Consider the following 18,998-nt stretch of genomic DNA (forward strand, 5'->3'; position numbering starts at 1 on the left):
GTTCACGCCGCATCATCCGAACGATAGAGAGCACCGAGAATCTTGGTGACCACGCCGCCCTCCATCAGCGGCAGGGCCAGTTTGTCGACCTGAAGATGCTCGCGCGCCGAGGGGCTGATGCGCGAGGCATGCACCGGCGCGCCGATGCGGCAGACCTGGCGGTATTCCTGCAGCGGCTTGTCGCCAATCATCTCGGCCGTTTCGCTGACCACGCGGTTGGTCAGGTCGAAGCCGAACAGGATCGTCAGGTCGGTGCCATAGAGCCGGTAGCGGAAATCGTCGTTATCGAGGCAGTCGAGAATCATCAGATGCCCCAGCCAGGGACGTAGGTCCTCGACCGAGAAATCGCTGCGCGGCGGTGCCTGCCGGGTGCCGCGCCGGGCGTCCCACAAATCGAACAACGCGCGCAGGCGAGGATGGGCGATCGTGGCGCTGCCGCCCGCATCTTCGTAACTGAACACCCGGTGTTTCAACTGCATGAGCATGACTGGATTCCGTATTTGTCATCCTGCATAACGACAGAGTTTACGGGCCGCCGGGCAGTGATTTTCCGGTTACGTGGATATGATGACACGGCCCGCTCGGCGGCCGCGGGGGGCTGGATTCTGCACCGCCGTTCCCTATATGGGCTGAGGTCGCCAGCCGCCGCGATCCGGGCGGGCTGGCGGAACCAGGCTGGGGCTGGACCGGTTTGGCCAAAAAACAGGACAAGTTTGGCTCGGTTTGGACAAGTTTGGCCCGGTTTGGCGCCGGGCAGGCCGGGCCAAGACCGCGGCGGCTAGCGGTGGACGCCTGAAATCGTTACATATTTCCGCCTTGTTTCTCCGGATTCATGCTGTCCATGCTGCACAAGACTGATGTTGTCGTGATCGGCGCCGGCCCGGTCGGCCTGTTTGCCATTTTCGAATGCGGCATGGTCGGTCTGCGCTGTCATGTGGTGGACGCGCTCGACGCCATCGGCGGCCAGTGCAGTGCGCTGTATCCCGACAAGCCGATCTACGACATTCCCGGCTTCCCGAAGATTTCCGGTGCCGGTCTGGTCGAGCAGCTGGAGCAGCAAGCCGCGCCCTTCGCCCCCGTCTATCATCTGGGCCAGCGGGTCGATGCGCTGGCGCGGCTGGAGAAGGGCGGCTTCCGGCTGACCACCTCCAAAGGCATCGCGATCGAGGCAGGCGCCGTGATCATCGCCGCCGGTGCCGGCGCCTTCGGTCCCAACCGCCCGCCGCTCGGCAACATCGAAGACTATGAAGGCCAGCCCGGCGGCAGCGGCGTGCATTACCTGGTGCGCCGGCCCGACGATTTCCGCGGTCGCCGCATCGTGATTGCCGGTGGTGGCGATTCCGCCATCGACTGGGCGCTGGCACTGCATGGCGTGGCACAGCAAATCTGGTTCGTGCATCGCCGCGACCAGTTCCGTGCCGCACCCGACAGCGTGGCCAAGCTGCGCGCACTGAACGGCCATGGCCTGGATATCGTGGTGCCCTATCAGCTCGATGCGCTGGAGGGCAGCAACAACGTGCTGACCGGCGTGCGCATCAAGTCGCTGGATGGCGACGAGAAGCGCCTGCCGGCCGACGCCCTGCTCGCCTTTTTCGGCCTGAAAAGCGATCTCGGCCCGATTGCCGGCTGGGGCATCGACCTCGACCGTCACCATCTGCCGGTCGATCCGGCCAGCTGCCAGACCTCGGTGCCGGGTATTTTCGCCATCGGCGACGTGGCGACCTATCGCGGCAAGCTCAAGCTGATCCTGACCGGCTTCGCCGAGGCGGCCTCAGCGGCCCATGCCATCTACCCGTTGCTGCATGATGGCCAGCCGCTGCATTTCGAATATTCGACCTCGAAGGGCATGCCGGGGGCCGCGAAGCCTTAAACGATGCGGCTGGTGCGGTTGCCCCAGTAGCGATCCTTGATCAGCCGCTTGTACAGCTTGCCGGTCGGGTGCCGTGGCAGGGTTTCCTCGAAATCCACCGAGCGCGGGCATTTGATCGAGGCCAGATGCTGTCGGCAGAAGGCCAGCAGTTCTTCCGCCAGCGCCGGCCCGGCATCCTTCATGTCGACCGGCTGCACCACCGCCTTCACTTCTTCGCCGAAATCCTCGTCCGGCACGCCGATCACCGCCACATCGGCGACCTTCGGGTGCTCAATCAGCACATTCTCGGCTTCCTGCGGATAGATATTCACGCCGCCGGAAATGATCATGAAGGCCTTGCGGTCGGTCAGGTAGAGATAGCCTTCGGCATCGAGATACCCGACATCGCCGAGCGTGCTCCAGCCCCTGTCATTGAAGGCCTGCTGCGTCTTGCCGTCGTCGTTGTGATAGGTGAAGGGCTGGCCCTTGGCGAAATAGACCAGGCCCGACTGGCCGGCCGGCAGTTCCTCGCCGCTTTCGTCATCGACGATATGCAGCTCGCCGATGGTGGCGCGACCGACCGAACCCTTATGGGTCAGCCACTCTTCGCTGGTGATGAAGGTCATGCCGTTGCCTTCGGAAGCGGCATAATATTCGAACAGGATCGGACCCCACCAGTCGATGATCTGCTGCTTGGTTGCCTGCGAGACCGGCCCGGCGCCATGAATGGCGACGCGATGCGACGACAGTTCGTAGCGCTTGCGCACGTCCGGCGGGAGCTTGAGCATGCGCACGAACATGGTCGGCACCCAGTTGGAGTGGGTGACCTTGTATGTCTCGATCAGCTTCAACGACGCTTCCGCATCGAAGCCCGCCATAATCACCAGCGTGCCGCCCACCTTCGAGACCAGCATGCAGTAGCGCAGCGGTGCGGCATGATAGAGCGGTGCCGGCGAGAGATAGACCATGTCCGGCCCGTAGCCGTAGAGGCTGTAGCCGTTGTCGACGAAATAGCTGCGCGCACCGACCGGATCGCCGGTGATCGTGCGCTTGATGCCTTTGGGCTTACCGGTGGTGCCCGAGGAATACAGCATGTCGCGGCCCTGCAGCTCGTCGGCCACCGGCACCGCCGGCATCGCGGCTGTGGCCGCTTCCCAGCTCTCATAGCCATCCACCATGGCCCCGATCATGTAGAACCGCTCGACAGCCGGGCAAAGCTGATGCAACTCGGCGGCCATCTCGCGAAACTCGTCGGTAATCACCAGCACACGCGCCCCGGAATCGCTCACGATATGCGCGATCTCGGGCGCACTGAGCCGCGTGCTGATCGGGGTGTAGTACAAGCCGGCACGATCGGCGCCGAAACAGACCTCGAAGAATTCCGGCCGGTTCTCGATCACCAGCGCCATATGGCTGCGCGGTAAAAGCCCCAGCCTGCGGAACAGCTGGGCGGCGCGGTTGGATGCGGCTTCCAGCTGGCCGAAGGTGGTCACCGCACCGGTCTCGGCCATGATGAGCGCCGGCTTTTCCGGGGTCTTGCGGGCATGTTCCGTGATGTAGACGAGATCGGACAACTCAGTCTTCCTTTTGCAGAACGCTGCGCAGCTCGGTCTTCAACACCTTGCCATAATTGTTTTTCGGCAGGGCCGGCACGAAGCGATACTGCTTGGGCCGCTTGAAACGGGCGATATGATCCAGGCAGAGGCGGTCCAGCGCCTCGGGCGTCACCTGCGCACCATCGCGCGGCACCACGAAGGCGATCACCTCCTCGCCCCAATCGGCATGCGGCTTGCCGACCACGGAAACCTCGCTGACGTCAGCATGCTGCAGCAGAACCTCCTCCACCTCGCGGGGGTAGATGTTGCTGCCGCCGGAAATGATCATGTCCTTGGAGCGGTCCTTCAGGGTCAGGTAGCCGTCTTCATCGAAGCTGCCGACATCACCGGTATGCAGCCAGCCATTGCGCAGGGTCTGCGCGGAGGCATCCGGATTGCGCCAGTAGCCAGCCATCACCACCGGACCGCGGCAGATGATTTCACCGATCTCGCCGGCCGGCAGCGGATTATCGTCGGCATCTATCACGCGCACCTCCACATCGGTGCGGGCCACGCCGGCCGAGCCCAGCCGCTGGAGGTAGCGCGGATGGCCGTCATCCAGATGCATCCGCTTGTCCATGCCCGTGATGGTCATCGGCGCTTCGCCCTGGCCGTAGATCTGCGCCAGCTTCGGGCCCAGCGCCGCCATCGCCGCCTGCAGGTCGGCCACATACATCGGCCCGCCGCCATAGACGATGGTCTTCAGGTTGTCCGTATTGGCCGAGGCGATCTGCGGCGCATGGATCAGGCGATGCACCATGGTGGGGGCGAAGAAGAAGCTGGCGCCCGGCCAGCGGGCGATCAGGTCCAGCGTCTCGGCCGGATCGAAACCACCCGATGCCGGCACGATCTGGTTGGCACCGCGGGCCAGATGCGGCACGCCATACATGCCGGAGCCATGGCTGATCGGCGCGCAATGGATCATGCAGTCCTGCGGATCGATACAATCGACATCGGCAAAATAGTTCATCGTCGCCGACCAGATATTGGCATGGGTCAGCATCGCCCCCTTGGGCCGACCGGTGGTGCCCGAGGTATAGAACAGCCAGGCCAAGTCACCGGGAGCAACCGGCGCCATGGCGGCCGGCTCCGCCCGATAGAGTGTCGCGAATTCGGCATCCTCGGCGACGATCAGCCGCTGCAGCGTCGGGATGTCTTTGGCAAGTGGCGCGAGGTCTTCGGCGAACGCAGCCGAGGCGACTACCAGCTTCGCCTGGCTGTTGTCCAGAATCCAGGCGACCTCGCGGGCATGCAGTTTGGCATTGATCGGCGCGGCGGCGAGGCCGGCATGCCAGAGCGCAAGCATCAGCTCCCAGTATTCCGGACAGTTCTTCAGCACCAAGGCGACACGGTCGCCCGGCTGCAGGCGGCCGGCAGCGATCAGGCCGGCTGCCAGCCGCGGCACCCGGGCGCCAAAATCGGCATAGCTGTGCCGGACGGTGTCGCCGACAGAGAGAGCCGGCCGCTCGCCCCATACCTTCGCCGCGCGGTGCAGCAGATGCGCCAGATTCATGGTCGCCCCGGGTTGTTTCCTCAGGAGCGATGTTACGCAAACAAAAGCGGCACCCACAATGGGTGCCGCTCTGTCAGATTCGAGAGTGCCTCGAAATCAGGCGTGATATTCGGTCTGCACCAGGCCTTCATCGGCCGAAAAGCGGTTCTGGTATTTCGGCGCGATCCGGTCCACCGGCAGCAGGATGAACACGTCGGTGGTGCCGAACTGATGGTCGATCACCGCGCCATCGCCGATATAGGCGCCGAGTCGCAGGTAGCCTTTGATCAGCGGCGGCAGCGCATGCAGGGCGGCGCGTGGGCTGACCTGATCGGACGCCATCATGTTCATCGACACGAAACGCTCGGGCAGGGCGCGGACGCGCCATTCCGGCGGCGGCAGGTGGTTGTGATGCAGATAGCTGAGCGCCACCGCATGCTGCTGCGGATCGGTGCCGGGGAAAGAGGCGCAGCCGAACATGAAGCTGATGCCATGATCGGCGACATAGGTGGAAATACCGCGCCAGAGCAGCTGGATCGTCGCATTGGTGCGGTAGTCGCGATGTACGCAGGATCGGCCCAGTTCGAGCAGGCCGCCGCCAAGGCCGGTGTAATCCAGCATCGGCTGCAGATCGTATTCCGAGGCCGAATAGAAACCGCCATGCATTTCGGCCATGGTCCGGCGCAACAGGCGATAAGTGCCAACCACCTGTTCGCCTTCGGGGCGGCTGCGGTCGAAAACCATCAGGTGATCGCAAAGACGGTCGAACTGGTCGAAGTCGAGGCCGAGGCGCGCCATTTCCGGCGAAGGCTGGGCTGCCATTTCCTCGTAAAAAACCTGATAGCGCAGCCGCTGCGCTGCCGCGATGTCGTCCTGGCTGCGAGTCAGCCGGACCTCAAAACGTCCGTCGGCCGAGACGCAATGCCAGCCGCTGCGCGCCGGACGTGTAGCCGTCAGGGCCGATGGAACGGGGAGAGGCAATTGCATATTCATGCTCCGGACTATCGCCACACACCATGACGCAATCGTGTCAAATATATGACACATATACTAAAAACCACTCCCGAGAGAAACATCTAGCTGCCAGCGTAAAGCCGGCGCCCATATGTAGGGAATAGGCGAAATAAATCTGACATAAAATTGGCAGGTTTTGCGAGCCGGAATCAGTCCTCGGCCGCCAGGGCAGGTTTACCCTGTCCCGGCTCCACCCGAGTCGCCGCCCCCTGCCGGGTCAGCCAGGCCAGCAGAATCAGCCCGGGCAGAGCCGCCAGGGTGGTGAGCAGGAAGAAGAACGGCCAGCCCACGGCCTCGGCCAGGAAGCCGGCATAGGAGGACAGGACCGTCCGCGCCACCGCCGTCAGGGAGGACAGCAGGGCATACTGGGTGGCGGTATAGGCAACATCGCAGAGCGCCGAGAGATAGGCGACCAGGGCCGCCGTCCCCATGCCGCTGGCCAGGTTTTCGACACCCACGGTGAGCGCCAGGAACCACAGGTCATGGCCGCGCATGGCCAAGACGGCAAACAGCAGGTTCGACCCCATCTGCAGGATGCCGCAGACCCAGAGCGCCCGGTACAGCCCGACAGCCTGCATCAGCCAGCCTCCGAGGAACAGGCCGAGCATGGTGGCGCCGAAGCCGTAGAGTTTACCGATCTCGGCGATCTCGCTCTTGGTGAACCCGATATCGAGGTAAAAGCTGGTGGCCAGCACGCCAGCCAGGCTGTCGCCCAGCTTGAACAGCATGACGAACAGCAGGATGCCGATCCAGCCACGGCGGCTGATGAACTGCAGGAAGGGGCCGGCGACGCTGGCATAGAGCCAGGCCATCAGCCGCGCCGTGCCGCCGGACAGATGCGGCCGCTGCTGCAGCCAGGCCTGGGCCTCGGCGAAACGGCGCTCGGCATCGCCGCGCGGCTGCGCCTTGGGCTCGGCCACCAGCAGAACGATGATGACGCCGATCAGCAGGATGGCCGCCATCGCCAGATAAACCAGCGGCCAGGCGAAACGGTCGGCCAGGTAGAGCGCGCCGGCCGACGAGACCAGCATGCCAACCCGGTAGCCGAAGACGATGGCGGCAGCGCCGGCGGCAAGCTGGCGCTCCTCCAGAATCTCGACGCGCCAGGCATCGATCACGATGTCCTGGGTGGCAGAGGCGAAGGCCACCGCGACAGCGCAGAGCGCCGTGACGGCCAGGGCCTGCGCCGGATTGCTGAACGCCAGGGCGACAATCGCCGCCATCAGCAGGGCCTGCGCGAAAATCAGCCAGCCGCGCCGGCGCCCGAGCCAGCGCGTCAGCCCGGGCAACGGCAGGCGATCGACCAGCGGCGCCCAGAGGAATTTCAGGGTGTAGGGCACACCGACCAGGGCAAACAGCCCGATCGACTGCAGCGAGACATTCGAATCCTTCAGCCAGGCCTGCAGCGTCTGCCCGGTCAATGCCAGCGGCAGGCCCGAGGCAAGACCGAGAACCACAATGGCCAGGACCCGGCGGTCGCGATAGACCGCAAAGGCGGCCAGCCCGTCACGCAGACGCTGTGGGTTCACCCGTCAGTCCCGTCTGGCGTAGCCGAGCGGCTGCAGGGCCTCGCTGATCTCGCCAAGGATGGCGGGATCGTCGATCGTGGCGGGCATGCGATAGTCCTGCGCGTCGGCAATTTTCTGCATCGTGGCGCGCAGTATCTTGCCCGAACGGGTTTTCGGCAACCGTTTCACTACGGCGGCCTGCTTGAAGGCTGCCACCGGGCCGATTCTCTCGCGCACCAGCTGAACCAGTTCGCGCTGGATCTGGTCTTCCGGTTTGACCACACCGGCCTTCAGCACCACGAAGCCTAGCGGCACCTGGCCCTTGAGCGGATCGGCGACACCGACCACGGCGCATTCCGCCACATCGGGATGCGAAGCCAGCACCTCTTCCATGCCACCGGTGGACAGGCGATGGCCGGCGACATTGATGATGTCGTCAGTGCGGCTCATGATGTAGATGTAGCCATCCTCATCGATGAAACCGGCATCGCCGGTATTGTAATAACCCGGAAAGCGGTTGAGATAGCTTTTGCGGAAGCCCTCGTCGTTGTTCCACAGCGTCGGCAGGCAACCCGGCGGCAACGGCAGCTTGATCACGATATTGCCGATATCGCCGGCCTTCACCGGCTGGCCATCGTCATCGATCACCCGCACGTCATAGCCGGGCACGATCCGCGTCGGCGAGCCATGCTTGACCGGCAGCACTTCGATACCCATGCAGTTCGACGCCACCGGCCAACCGGTTTCGGTCTGCCACCAGTGATCGATCACCGGCTTCTTCAGATTGTCTTCCGCCCATTTCACCGTATCGGGATCGGCACGTTCGCCGGCCAGGAACAGGGTGCGGAAATGCGACAGGTCATAGTTCTTCAGCAGCGCGGCCTTCGGATCTTCCTTCTTGATCGCCCGGAAGGCTGTCGGCGCCGTAAACAGCGCCGCCACCTTATGTTGCTGGATCACCCGCCAGTAGGCGCCGGCATCGGGTGTGCCGACCGGCTTGCCCTCGTAGAGCACGGTGGTGCAGCCATAGAGCAGCGGCGCATAGACGATATAGGAATGCCCGACCACCCAGCCGACATCCGACGCAGCCCAATAGACGTCGCCGGGATTCATGCCGTAGACGTTTTTCATCGACCAGTGCAGTGCCACCATATGGCCGCCATTCTGACGCACGACGCCCTTGGGGATGCCCGTGGTGCCCGAGGTATAGAGAATGTACAGCGGATCGGTCGCCTTGACCGGCACGCAATCCGCCGGTTCGGCTTTATCGACTTCCGTATCGAAATCGAAATCGCGCCCCTCGACCAGCGGTGCCCGATACATCGGGCGCTGGAAAATCAGGCAGGTTTCGGGTTTGTGCGCCGCCAGATCGATGGCCTGGTCGAGCAGCGGTTTATATTCCACCACCCGCCCGGGCTCCAGCCCGCAGGATGAGGCAATCACCAGCTTCGGTTTTGCATCGTCAAAGCGTGTTGCCAGTTCGCGCGGCGCAAACCCGCCGAACACCACCGAATGGATGGCGCCGATACGCGCACAAGCCAGCATGGCCATGGCCGCTTCGGGCGTCATCGCCATATAGATGATGACGCGGTCACCCTTCTGCACGCCATGGGCCTTGAGCGCACCAGCCAGTTTGGCCACGCGGTCGCGCAACTGGGTATTGGTGAACTGCCGCACCGTGTTGGTGACTGGCGAATCATAGATCAGCGCGACGCGATCACCGTGCCCGGCCTCGATATGGCGGTCCAGCGCGTTATAGCAGGTGTTGCATTCGCCACCGGAAAACCAGCGGAAGAACGGTGCGTTGCTGGCATCCAACACGCTGTCCCAGCGCTTGGTCCAGTGCAGCGCCTCGGCTGCCTGCGCCCAGAAGGCCTCCGGGTCGGCCATCGCCGCGGCGTAGACTTCCTCGTAGCGCTTGGCCATCTGCTTCTCCCGACGTCTTTTTGTTATGACGCCGATCTTAGCAGATGGTCAACGCAGACGAGAACCGTTTACTACTCCGCCGCCAGCGCCGCGCTCCCGCCCAGCAGGCTGGCCCTGGCCGCATCGTATTCGCGCTTCAGGCGAGCAACCAACTCGCCCACTGGCGGAGAATCCGCGATCAGACCGACGCCCTGGCCAGCGCCCCAGATGTCGCGCCAGGCCTTGGACTTCGAACTGCCGCCCGAGCCGAAGCTCATCGTGGTCTTGTCGGCTTCCGGCAGGTTATCCGGATCCATGCCGGCCTTGACAATGCTCTTCTTCAGGTAATTGCCGTGTACGCCGGTGAACAGCGAGGAATACACGATGTCGCCGGCAGCGGAATCGATCAGCATCTGCTTGTAGTCTGGCATGGCATTGGCTTCCTCGGTGGCAATGAAGCGCGTGCCGATATAGGCGAAATCAGCGCCCATGGCCTGCGCAGCCAGAACCTGGCTGCCATGCGTAATCGACCCCGACAGCGCAATCGGCCCGTCGAAGAACTGCCGCACCTCGGAGACCAGTGCAAACGGGCTGAGCGTGCCGGCATGACCGCCAGCGCCGGCGCAGACCAGGATCAGGCCATCGACACCAGCTTCCAGTGCTTTCTTGGCATGGCGGATGTTGATCACGTCATGCAGCACGATGCCGCCATAGGAATGGATGGCGTCGACCACCTCGTTGGGTGCACGCAGAGAGGTGATGACGATCGGCACCTTGTACTTGACGCACATCTCCACGTCATGCTGCAGGCGGTCGTTGGACTGGTGCACGATCTGGTTGACGGCAAAGGGCGCCACCGGCTTGTCCGGATGCTTGGCGCGGTAGTCGTCCAGTTCGGTGGTGATGCGCTTGAGCCATTCTTCCAGCATCTCGGCCGGGCGGGCGTTCAGCGCCGGGAAGGATCCGACGATACCGGCCTTGCACTGGGCGATCACCAACTCCGGCCCGGAGACGATGAACATCGGCGAGCCGATCACCGGCAGCGACAGGCGACCCTTGAGGACGGCGGGAACGGTCATGGCTTCCTCTCCATAGGATTTGTTGCCGCCAAGATTAGCAGGCAGCACAGGGCGTGCAATCGCGCCAGATTGACGCTGCGGAAGTCATCCGGGATACCGGATTCCCCGTATAAGACAGTGAAATACATATAGCGGGCACCATGATCACAGTTCTCATTCTCGCCGGCGTCGCCCTGTTCGGACTGGGCGCCACCACCCAGCATCTGAGCCACAAGGCCGAGCGCGATTTCCCGCCGGCCGGCCGCATGATCGAGGCCGGCGGCATCCGCCAGCATGTGATCGAACAGGGCCCGGCCGATGGTCCGCCGCTGGTGATGGTCCATGGCGCCTTCGGGGCAGCCGAGGATTTCGCCATCAGCATCATGCCGCAGACCGCACAGCGCTATCGCAGCATCGCCATCGACCGCCCGGGCCATGGCTACAGCGACCGTGGCGAGGATGCGCCGGTGACCCCGGACAAGCAGGCGCGCTACCTGCATGCGGCCCTGCAGGCGCTGAATGTCCGGAAACCGGTGCTGCTCGGGTTTTCCTTCGGCGGCGCCGTCGTGCTGTCTTACGCGCTGCAATACCCGGACGATGTCGGCGCGGTGGTGCTGATCAATACGGCCAGCCATCCCTGGCCGACGCCGGTGGAACTCTCCTACCGCCTGGACGCCGTGCCGCTGGTCGGCCCGCTGCTGCGCTACACCGTGGTGACACCCGCCGGCCATCTGATCGTCGACAGTGGCATCGAAGGCGTGTTCAAGCCCGCACCCGTGGCGCCCGCCTATGCCAGGGCGCCGGTCGCCTTAAGCCTGCGGCCCGACAGCTATCATGCCAATGCGGAAGACATCCGCACGCTGAAGCCCTTCCTGGCCGAACAGGCGCCGCGCTATCCGTTCCTGACCGTGCCGTTGTTCATCCTGGTGAGCGACGAGGACAATGCCGCCTCGCCCATCATCCACAGCCGGCCACTGGCGGCGGCTGTGCCGAATGCAGACCTGATCGAGGTGCAAGGCGGCGGCCATCCGCTGCATTTCACCCGGTCGCAGATCGTGCTGGATACCATCGACCGGGCGGCAGCGCGCGCCGCTCTCAGGCGCTGACGATCCGCAGGGCGGCTTTCGCCGGCAGTGCTGCGAGCAGCGCCAGCAGATCGGACAGCGCCAGGGCGACGCAGCCTTCCGTGCCGCTGTAATCGGGCCGCGCCACATGCAGGAAAATCGCACTGCCCAGGCCCGGTACGGGCGGATCGTCATTATGCCCCAGCACCACGATCACGTCGTAGACCGCATCTTCGCGCCAGAGTTTTTCATGACTGGCGTCATGCGGCAGGGCGACAAAGCGATTGTAGTCAGGATCGTTCGGATCGTCGCACCAGCCATCGGCCGGCGTCAGCGCCTGCACTGGCAACCGCGTATCCGGCGCCGCCATGCGGTCTGCCCGATACAGCACCTGGCGAATGGGATAACGGCCCAGTGGCGTGGCACCGTCGCCCTCGCGCTTGTCGGCTTCCGCCCGCACGCCGCCCTTGCCCAGGGCGCAGCGGAACCGCAAGCCGCCATAGGCCAGAAATCCATCGGAGGTGACGAGAATGTCGCTCATGCCGCAATCAGGCGGCAATCAACCCGCCAATGCAAGACTCAGAAGGCCGGGGTGCCGCCGCGGGTAATGCCGCTGCGCAGGTTCTTCTGTTCCTGCATCTCGAAATACTTCTGATAGGCGTCGGTGGCGCGGTTGGCCCAGTCATTCTGCTTGCTGTCGCCGGCCTGGATGGTCGTGGCCGCGGCTGCAGTGGCGGCCTGCGGCGAGGCCGGGAACGGCGTGCTGCGCGCCGAACCGAATTTCGAGGTGGCATTGAGCTGGGTGACCGGCTGGGTGCCGACACCGCGCGTCGGCACACCGCCGCCGCCCATCGGAGAGGCCGGATACCAGTTGCGACCGTCAGCGGCCTGGATGGCATTGTTCGGCATGGCGCTGGTCGGCCCAGAGTTCGACGGCACGGTGTTCGACGGCACGGTGTTCGTCTGCATCGGTCCGGCAGCACGCGGCAGCGGGGCGGCGGCACCGGCGGGAAGCGGCAGGGCGGTGGCAGCATTGCTGGCCGCCGATTTGGCTTCGGCCTGCTGGGCCGCGGCGGTCTGCTTCAGGGCCTGGAACAGATCGGCCGGCAGTTCAATCGGGGCATCGGAGCGGGTATCCGGCTTGTCGGCATCTTTATCCGTCGTCTTGCGTGCCCGCTCTGCCGCGCGGCCTTCATCCATTCTGACGCCGATTTTCAGATCCTGGCTCTTGTCCTGGATCGGCTGGGCCTGTGCGGCCTGGGCTTCCATCACCTGCGGCTGCGCGGCCGCCACCAGATCGGGCGATACCGTGCTGTCAGGCTGCGTCGAGGGGGCCGCCGCCAGCATGGTCTGCGGCAGGTCCTTGTTGTGGTTCGGACCGATATCGATGCCGAGCGCGGCCAGGGCATGCTCGCCCGGATCCTTACCGGTCGCGTCCTCAACGATTCCGCTGATCATCGACGCGACCAGTCCGATCGGACCGCCGAACACGCCACCGCCGATGATACGCGCGCCGGGATCGATCTTGTCGCCGGTCACAGCGCGGTAAATCGTCGAAACGATCGGGATATGCTGCAGCGGATTGATGATGTCGAGGAAGTCACCGAAGGTGAACCCGTCCTTGCCAAACATCGGGCTGCCGCCCTTGTCCTCACCTGACACGGCTTTCTGGGCCGTGAGCTGGGATGCAGCGGCAGCGTTGTAGGCGGTTGCGGGGATCGGGCTCGGCATGACAGTCCTTTCTCGGACATCATGTTGCAAGCCATGGGCCATATTCAGGCCCTTACAGATCAATATGTTAGCCGGACCAGTGCCCGGCCCCGGCAATTCCTGCCGGGCCGTCAGAGATAGTGGCCGGACCGTTTGCGCTTGGCCGCGAGATAGGCCTCGTTATGGGCATTGGAGGGGAATTTATGCGGCACGCGCTCGGCCACGGCGATGCCGCAGGCTTCCAGCCCCTTCACTTTTTCCGGGTTGTTGGTCAGCAGCCGCACGCTGTTGTAGCCCAGTCGCTGCAGCATCCGGGCCGCTGGCAGGAACCAGCGCTCGTCGGCATCGAAACCCAGCCGCTGGTTGGCATCAACGGTGTCGAAACCCTGATCCTGGAGCTGATAGGCGCGCAGCTTGTTGACCAGGCCGATACCGCGGCCCTCCTGGGCCAGATAGAGCAGGATGCCCCCGCCGGCCTCGGCAATGGTGCGCACCGCACCACGCAGCTGCTCGCCGCAGTCGCAGCGTAAAGACCCCAGCAGATCGCCGGTGAAACATTCCGAATGCAGGCGCGCCAGCACCGGCCCGGTCGGGTCGGGGGCGCCGATCACCAGGGCAAAATGCTCCTGACGACCATCGGCCGGGCGGAACGCATAAAGCTGCGCATCTTCCGCATCGATGACCGGTAGGCGCGCCCGGCTGACCGGGGCAAGCGTCTCGGCGGCAGCAAGGTCATAAACCCCCACGGCCTCGCCGGGCACGGTCAGGATATCGGCCGGCAGCGTGGCATTGGCCGCCACCGTCAGATGCAGCGCGGCCGGCAGCAGATAGGCCGTCTTGGCCAGCTTGACCGCCAGGGCCGCCGAGGGCGGAGGGGCGGCCTTGATGCGGGTGAACGGTCCACGCAGCGGTGCGGCGAGGTCGCGACTGGCATCGGCCAGATCGCGGACCAGGGCGGCACGGCCGACCGCATCCACCGGCAGGTCATGCAGCGGTAACAGAATCATGTCATGCCCGGTCGGGCCGATATGCAGCACGGCAGCACGCGACGCCGGCAGAACCAGCGCCGCTTCCCCGCTGAGCGGCAGCACGGCATCCAGCATGGCCTCGGTCAGGGTCTCGGCAGCCAGCACCAGCACGCCTGCACCATCCGCCATGGTCAGGAGAACCGGGCGGCCGCGACGCAGTTCATGGCCGGCGCGGTCGACGGCAATGGCGGCGGCAGAATGGGAAAGCGTGGTCATGACCGATCCGATGTACGACTCTGGACGCAGCCCGGCAAGGCACCGGAGCCTGCCGGGGCTGTCCTGGCGGCCGAAACGGCCCGACCGTGACGCCGGTTACCCCAGGGAGAAGATGCCGCCGAAACAGCCCGCCCCGCTCCCGCGCATGCCCAGCCTGCAGGCACGCCTGATCGCGCGGTTCCTGCGACGTCTGGTCAAGCCGCGTCAGGTTACCCCGGCCGATCTGCCGCTGATCCGCACCCTGATGGGAGCCTTCACCCGCAGCCGCCTGCCGCCTGACGTGCGGGCCGAACGCGTCCGTGGCCCGGTGCCGGGGGAATGGCTGCATCCACGCCAGCCCCGACGCGGCCGGGCGCTGCTGTATCTGCATGGCGGCGGCTATATCGCCGGCAGCCCTGCCACCCATCGGGCCATCACCGCCCGGCTGGCCCTGCTGCTGCAGGTCAGCGTCTTTGTGCCCGACTACCGCCTGGCACCGGAGCATCCCTATCCTGCCGCGCTCCAGGATGCGGAAGCCGCCTGGCGCTGGCTGCTCGGCCTCGGCCTGCGTGCCGACCGGCTCTGGCTGGCTGGCGACTCCGCTGGCGGCGGTCTGGCGCTCGCCCTGATGCAGACCTGCCGGCGGCAGGGCCTGCCATTACCCGCCAGGGCGGCACTCTTCTCGCCCTGGACCGACCTCACCTGCACCGCGCCGGCCCTGCAGGACAATGCCGGGCGTTGCGCCTGGTTCACGGCCGCACAGCTGCGCTTTGCCGCCGGGCTTTATGCCGGCGGTGCCGATCCCGTCCAGTCCGGTCTCTCCCCCCTGCATGGCGATCTCGCCGGTCTGCCGCCGATGATCCTGCATGTCAGCGATTCCGAATTGCTGCGCGATGATTCCCTGCATCTGGCCGAACGGGCCCGGACGGCCGGCACGGCGGTGCAACTGACGGTCTGGCATGGCCTGCCGCATGCCTGGCCGAATTTCGCCGGCCTGATGCCGGAGGCCGATGCCTGCCTGCGCGCGGTCGCCGCCAGTCTGACCGAAGCTGCCGCTTGAGCCGGCCCGCCACACAGGCCAGACTCCACGCGTAAGGAGCGAATCGCACAGGATGATTCGCCCGGACGGGAGCTGTGCTTGCAGGAAAAAGAACTGCGCTTCGCATTGGTGTGCTTCGGCGGTGTCTCGCTGGCCATCTACATGCACGGCGTCACCAAGGAAATCCTCAAGCTCGTGCGGGCATCGCGCGCCTATCACGCCCTGCCCAAGGGTCCGGCCCGTGAAACGGCACGCTTCGCCGACCATGTGCATCCCAGCGACACTGAATACGACAGCGAGCATGCCTATTTCGAACTGCTGCAGGAAATCGGCAAGCAGGTCGATCTTCGCGTCGTCGTCGACGTGATCTCCGGCGCATCGGCCGGCGCCATCAACGGCATCATCCTTGGCCGCGCGCTCGCGCATGATCTGCGCATCGACCATTTCCGCAATCTCTGGCTCCACGAGGCCGATGTCTCGCGCCTGCTCGATCCGAGCAAACGTGCCAGCCGGTTCAGCAAGGCCTACATGCGGCCGTTGCTGTGGCTGGCGGCCCGCTCGCGCTTTGGCCGGTTGCTGCTTGGCGATGGCGAGGTCCGCGAGAAAATCTCGCTGTTCACACGGTCGCGCTGGTTCCAGCCGCCGTTCGACGACCAGCATCTGCTGCGGCAGCTGCTCGCAGGTCTGGAGGCGATGGGCGATCCGGCCAAACCCGGCGAATCGCTGATGCCGGCGCAGCTGGCGCTCGACCTGTCGGTGACCATGACCGACTTCTACGGCTTCCTGCAGCATATTCCGATCCACGACCCGCCCTATGTGCAGGATCGCGAACACCGCCATGTGCTGCATTTCGGCTACCGCCGCTGGGCCAGCGGCGAGGAGCAGTCCGACTTCACCAGCAGCAACGCACCGGCGCTGGCCTTTGCCGGCCGCGCCACCTCGGCTTTCCCCGGCGCCTTTCCACCGGCACAGCTGGCCGAAGTCGACCGCCTGCTGGCGCAGCAGAACCGCAAATGGGAAACCAAGCCGGCTTTCGTGGCCGCCAATTTCCAGGATTACCTGAAAGCCGGGCTGGATCCGGAGCTGACCTCCTTCGTCGATGGCGGCGTGCTGGCCAACAAACCCTTTGCCGCCGCCATGAAGGCGATCCGCGGTCGCCCGGCCTATCGCGAAGTCGACCGCCGCCTGGTTTACATCGATCCCCAGCCACTGCGTCCCGCTCCGCCGCCGACCGGGCGCGTGCCCGGATTCTTTCGCGTTTTGAAAGGCGCCCTGAGCGACATTCCGCGTAACGAACCGATTGCCGACGAGTTGATCTGGGTGAGCCAGTTCAACGAGCAGGTCCGGCATCTGCGCGGCGTCATCGATGCCACCCAGCCGCAGATCGCCCGGCTGGTGGAAGAAAGCGCGCCGCAGCATCTGGATGCGCCCTTAAGCGAAATGGAAGTACGGCTGTGGCGCATGCAGGCCAGCGAACGCGCCGTACGCGAGGCCGGCTTTGCCTATGAAGGCTATGTGCGGCTCAAGCTCGGGTCGGTGCTGGATTTCGTGACAACGCTGGTCTGCGCCGTCTGCGGCTACGGCGAACGCTCGGCCGAGGCGCTGTGGGCGCGCCAGGTTCTGCTGCACTGGGCCGAAGACCGCGAAGTCTGCCACACCGTCTCGCATTTCGCCAAAGCCCGGCCCGGTGCCTCCATCGACACCCTGCCCGGCTGGGTGCGGTTCCTGCTGCGCTTCGATGTCGCCTTCCGCCAGCGCCGTGTCAGCTTCCTGATCCAGCGCCTCAACCAGCTTTACGGCAAGCTGGACGAGCCCGAACATCGCGGCCTGAAGACCGATCAGCTCGACCAGATGAAACGCGCGCTCTACGAAGCGCAGGGCACGTTGCGTCATTTCGATACCGCCGCCTGCCTGAGCGCCGACACCACAGAGCGCATCAAGACCCTGCTGTTTCGCCGCATCGACCGCCAGCAGGCGGAAAGGATCGACGAACGCGCCTTGGAATTCGCGCAGCAGAATCTTTCGTCCATCGATGCGATCGTCGATGCGATGGCCGCGGATATCGACCTGAACCGCCGCACCGACCAGCTGGATGCCCTGCTGGCCGAGCTGGCACCGGAAGACTGGAGCGTGGCGGCACGACGCGATCTGCTGGTCGGGTATATCGGCTTCCCGTTCTGGGATGTCCTGACCTTCACCATCACCAACTGGCGCGACCTGGGCGAGTTCAACGAAATCCGCATCGACCGCATCAGCCCGGAGGATGCCGTGGCGATCCGCCGGGGCAATACGCTGAAGGGCGTCAACCTTGGCCGTTTCGGCGGCTTCTTCAGCCGGGCGCACCGTGAGAATGACTATCTCTGGGGCCGCCTGCATGCCGTCGACCGCCTGATCGACATCGTCTACGACGCCGGCAGGGGGCACGATCAGGATGAAACCTTCGACCGTACCGATATCAAGCTGAAAGCCTTCCGTCTGGTGCTGGATCGCGAGGCCGCCAACTTGGCGGTCAGTCGCACGCTGGTCGCGGATCTCCGCCATGAACTGGATGCCATAGCCGCCGGAAAAGCCGCCTGAAACGCGGGTTCCGCGTCTTGTCCGGGCATGGAAAAACGCTATGCTCGGCCGCCTCCTCACATCAAGCGAGCTTCGCCGTGACCCGTCCGATCCGTTCTGCCCTCATCATCGCTGCCGCCACGCTGGCGCTGAGCCCCGTTGTGCTGGCGCAGCCGGCCGCCAAGAAGACTGCCGACGATCCGGTCGTGGCGCGCGTCAATGGCCAGCCGATCATGCGTTCGGCCGTGATCGACTTCTACAGCCAACTGCCGCCGCAGATGGCCCAAATTCCGCTGGAGCAGATCCTGCCCGGCATCATCAATGAACTGACGGCGCGTAAGCTGCTGGGTGATGCCGCCGAGAAGGCTAAGCTGGGCGATGATCCGACCGTGAAGGCGCAGCTGCAGTCGGCCCGCGAGCAGGTGCTGCAGCAGGCCTATCTGGACCGCAAGGTGAAGGCTGAAGTGACCGATGCCAAGCTGCGCGCCCGCTACGACGAACTCATCAAGCAGCAGCCGCCGCAGGAAGAAGTTCACGCCCGTCACATCCTGACCGCCTCCGAAGCCGATGCCGTGACGGCGCTGGCCGAAGTGAAAAAGGGTGCCGATTTCACCGAAGTGTCGAAGAAGCGCTCCACCGGTCCGACTGCGGCCAGCGGCGGCGATCTTGGTTTCTTCACCAAGGACAAGATGGTGCCGGAATTCGCCGAAGCCGCCTTCAAGCTGCAGCCCGGCCAGGTGACCGAGACGCCGGTCAAGACCCAGTTCGGCTGGCACATCATCAAGGTGGAGGCGCGCCGCAAATCCGACCCGCCGAAATTCGAGGATGTGCGCGCGCAGGTCCAGGAGATGATGGCCGGCGAGGTTGTCGAGAAGATGGTGGCCGAGCTGCGCAAGACCGCCAAGATCGAGCAGTATGACTGGGTCCCGCCGGGTAGCAAGCTGCCGACGATCGCTCCGGCCGAACCGAAGAAAAAACCGTAAGA

The 18,998-nt window shown here is 64.8% G+C and carries 15 protein-coding genes; 5 read left to right on the forward strand and 10 right to left on the reverse strand.

The genetic code is table 11. The features are described 5' to 3' along the window. Window positions 1-2: 2 nt before the first annotated feature. The gene (locus AC1ROB_RS18110) at window positions 3-485 is read right to left on the reverse strand and encodes a PAS domain-containing protein (RefSeq protein WP_492969719.1); all 483 of its coding nucleotides are present in this window, start codon (window positions 483-485) and stop codon (window positions 3-5) included. Between the two features lie 347 nt (window positions 486-832). Here AC1ROB_RS18110 and AC1ROB_RS18115 point away from each other — a divergent pair, with 347 nt between their 5' ends. Next, the gene (locus AC1ROB_RS18115) at window positions 833-1,870 is read left to right on the forward strand and encodes an NAD(P)/FAD-dependent oxidoreductase (RefSeq protein WP_492969718.1); all 1,038 of its coding nucleotides are present in this window, start codon (window positions 833-835) and stop codon (window positions 1,868-1,870) included. Here AC1ROB_RS18115 and AC1ROB_RS18120 read toward each other — a convergent pair. From AC1ROB_RS18120 to AC1ROB_RS18145, 6 genes are all read right to left on the reverse strand, one after another. Further along, window positions 1,867-3,423 carry an acyl-CoA synthetase gene (locus AC1ROB_RS18120; RefSeq protein ID WP_492969717.1) on the reverse strand — a complete coding sequence of 519 codons (1,557 nt, stop codon included), beginning with the start codon at window positions 3,421-3,423 and terminating at the stop codon, window positions 1,867-1,869. The genes AC1ROB_RS18115 and AC1ROB_RS18120 overlap by 4 nt on opposite strands. A 1-nt stretch (window position 3,424) precedes the next feature. Next, window positions 3,425-4,957 (reverse strand): acyl-CoA synthetase, encoded by a 1,533-nt coding sequence (locus AC1ROB_RS18125; RefSeq protein ID WP_492969716.1) that lies wholly within the window; start codon window positions 4,955-4,957, stop codon window positions 3,425-3,427. 96 nt (window positions 4,958-5,053) lie between these two features. After that, window positions 5,054-5,923: a l-ornithine N(alpha)-acyltransferase gene (olsB, locus tag AC1ROB_RS18130; protein ID WP_492969715.1), complete on the reverse strand. Its 870-nt coding sequence runs from the start codon at window positions 5,921-5,923 to the stop codon at window positions 5,054-5,056. A gap of 176 nt (window positions 5,924-6,099) precedes the next feature. Beyond that, window positions 6,100-7,479, reverse strand: a complete 1,380-nt coding sequence (locus tag AC1ROB_RS18135) for an AmpG family muropeptide MFS transporter (RefSeq protein ID WP_492969714.1) — start codon at window positions 7,477-7,479, stop codon at window positions 6,100-6,102. Between the two features lie 3 nt (window positions 7,480-7,482). Further along, window positions 7,483-9,384 (reverse strand): propionyl-CoA synthetase, encoded by a 1,902-nt coding sequence (locus tag AC1ROB_RS18140; RefSeq protein ID WP_492969713.1) that lies wholly within the window; start codon window positions 9,382-9,384, stop codon window positions 7,483-7,485. Between the two features lie 71 nt (window positions 9,385-9,455). Then, window positions 9,456-10,442 carry an NAD(P)H-dependent flavin oxidoreductase gene (locus AC1ROB_RS18145; protein ID WP_492969712.1) on the reverse strand — a complete coding sequence of 329 codons (987 nt, stop codon included), beginning with the start codon at window positions 10,440-10,442 and terminating at the stop codon, window positions 9,456-9,458. Between the two features lie 140 nt (window positions 10,443-10,582). Between AC1ROB_RS18145 and AC1ROB_RS18150 the strand changes: the two genes are divergently transcribed. Next, the gene (locus AC1ROB_RS18150; protein ID WP_492969711.1) at window positions 10,583-11,527 is read left to right on the forward strand and encodes an alpha/beta fold hydrolase; all 945 of its coding nucleotides are present in this window, start codon (window positions 10,583-10,585) and stop codon (window positions 11,525-11,527) included. Here the strand turns inward: AC1ROB_RS18150 and AC1ROB_RS18155 are convergent. The 3 genes from AC1ROB_RS18155 to ribA all read right to left on the reverse strand — a co-directional run bounded on the left by AC1ROB_RS18155 (window position 11,517) and on the right by ribA (window position 14,439). After that, the gene (locus AC1ROB_RS18155) at window positions 11,517-12,026 is read right to left on the reverse strand and encodes a L,D-transpeptidase family protein (protein ID WP_492969710.1); all 510 of its coding nucleotides are present in this window, start codon (window positions 12,024-12,026) and stop codon (window positions 11,517-11,519) included. The genes AC1ROB_RS18150 and AC1ROB_RS18155 overlap by 11 nt on opposite strands. Before the next feature lie 38 nt (window positions 12,027-12,064). Next, on the reverse strand, window positions 12,065-13,216 hold the full coding sequence (locus tag AC1ROB_RS18160) for a hypothetical protein (protein ID WP_492969708.1): 1,152 nt from the start codon (window positions 13,214-13,216) through the stop codon (window positions 12,065-12,067). A gap of 110 nt (window positions 13,217-13,326) precedes the next feature. Then, window positions 13,327-14,439 carry a GTP cyclohydrolase II gene (gene ribA / locus AC1ROB_RS18165; RefSeq protein WP_492969707.1) on the reverse strand — a complete coding sequence of 371 codons (1,113 nt, stop codon included), beginning with the start codon at window positions 14,437-14,439 and terminating at the stop codon, window positions 13,327-13,329. Between ribA and AC1ROB_RS18170 the strand changes: the two genes are divergently transcribed. The 3 genes from AC1ROB_RS18170 (at window position 14,438) to AC1ROB_RS18180 (ending at window position 18,996) form a co-directional block, all read left to right on the forward strand. Next, entirely contained in the window at window positions 14,438-15,478 is a 1,041-nt protein-coding gene (locus tag AC1ROB_RS18170; protein WP_492969705.1) for an alpha/beta hydrolase, read from the forward strand. The two genes, ribA and AC1ROB_RS18170, sit on opposite strands and share 2 nt — an antisense overlap. A 78-nt stretch (window positions 15,479-15,556) precedes the next feature. Continuing rightward, window positions 15,557-18,034 (forward strand): patatin-like protein, encoded by a 2,478-nt coding sequence (locus AC1ROB_RS18175; protein ID WP_492969704.1) that lies wholly within the window; start codon window positions 15,557-15,559, stop codon window positions 18,032-18,034. Between the two features lie 77 nt (window positions 18,035-18,111). Further along, window positions 18,112-18,996 (forward strand): peptidylprolyl isomerase, encoded by an 885-nt coding sequence (locus AC1ROB_RS18180; protein WP_492969703.1) that lies wholly within the window; start codon window positions 18,112-18,114, stop codon window positions 18,994-18,996. The last annotated feature ends 2 nt before the right edge of the window (window positions 18,997-18,998 follow it).

Source organism: Ferrovibrio sp. GW821-FHT12F09 (assembly GCF_058806775.1).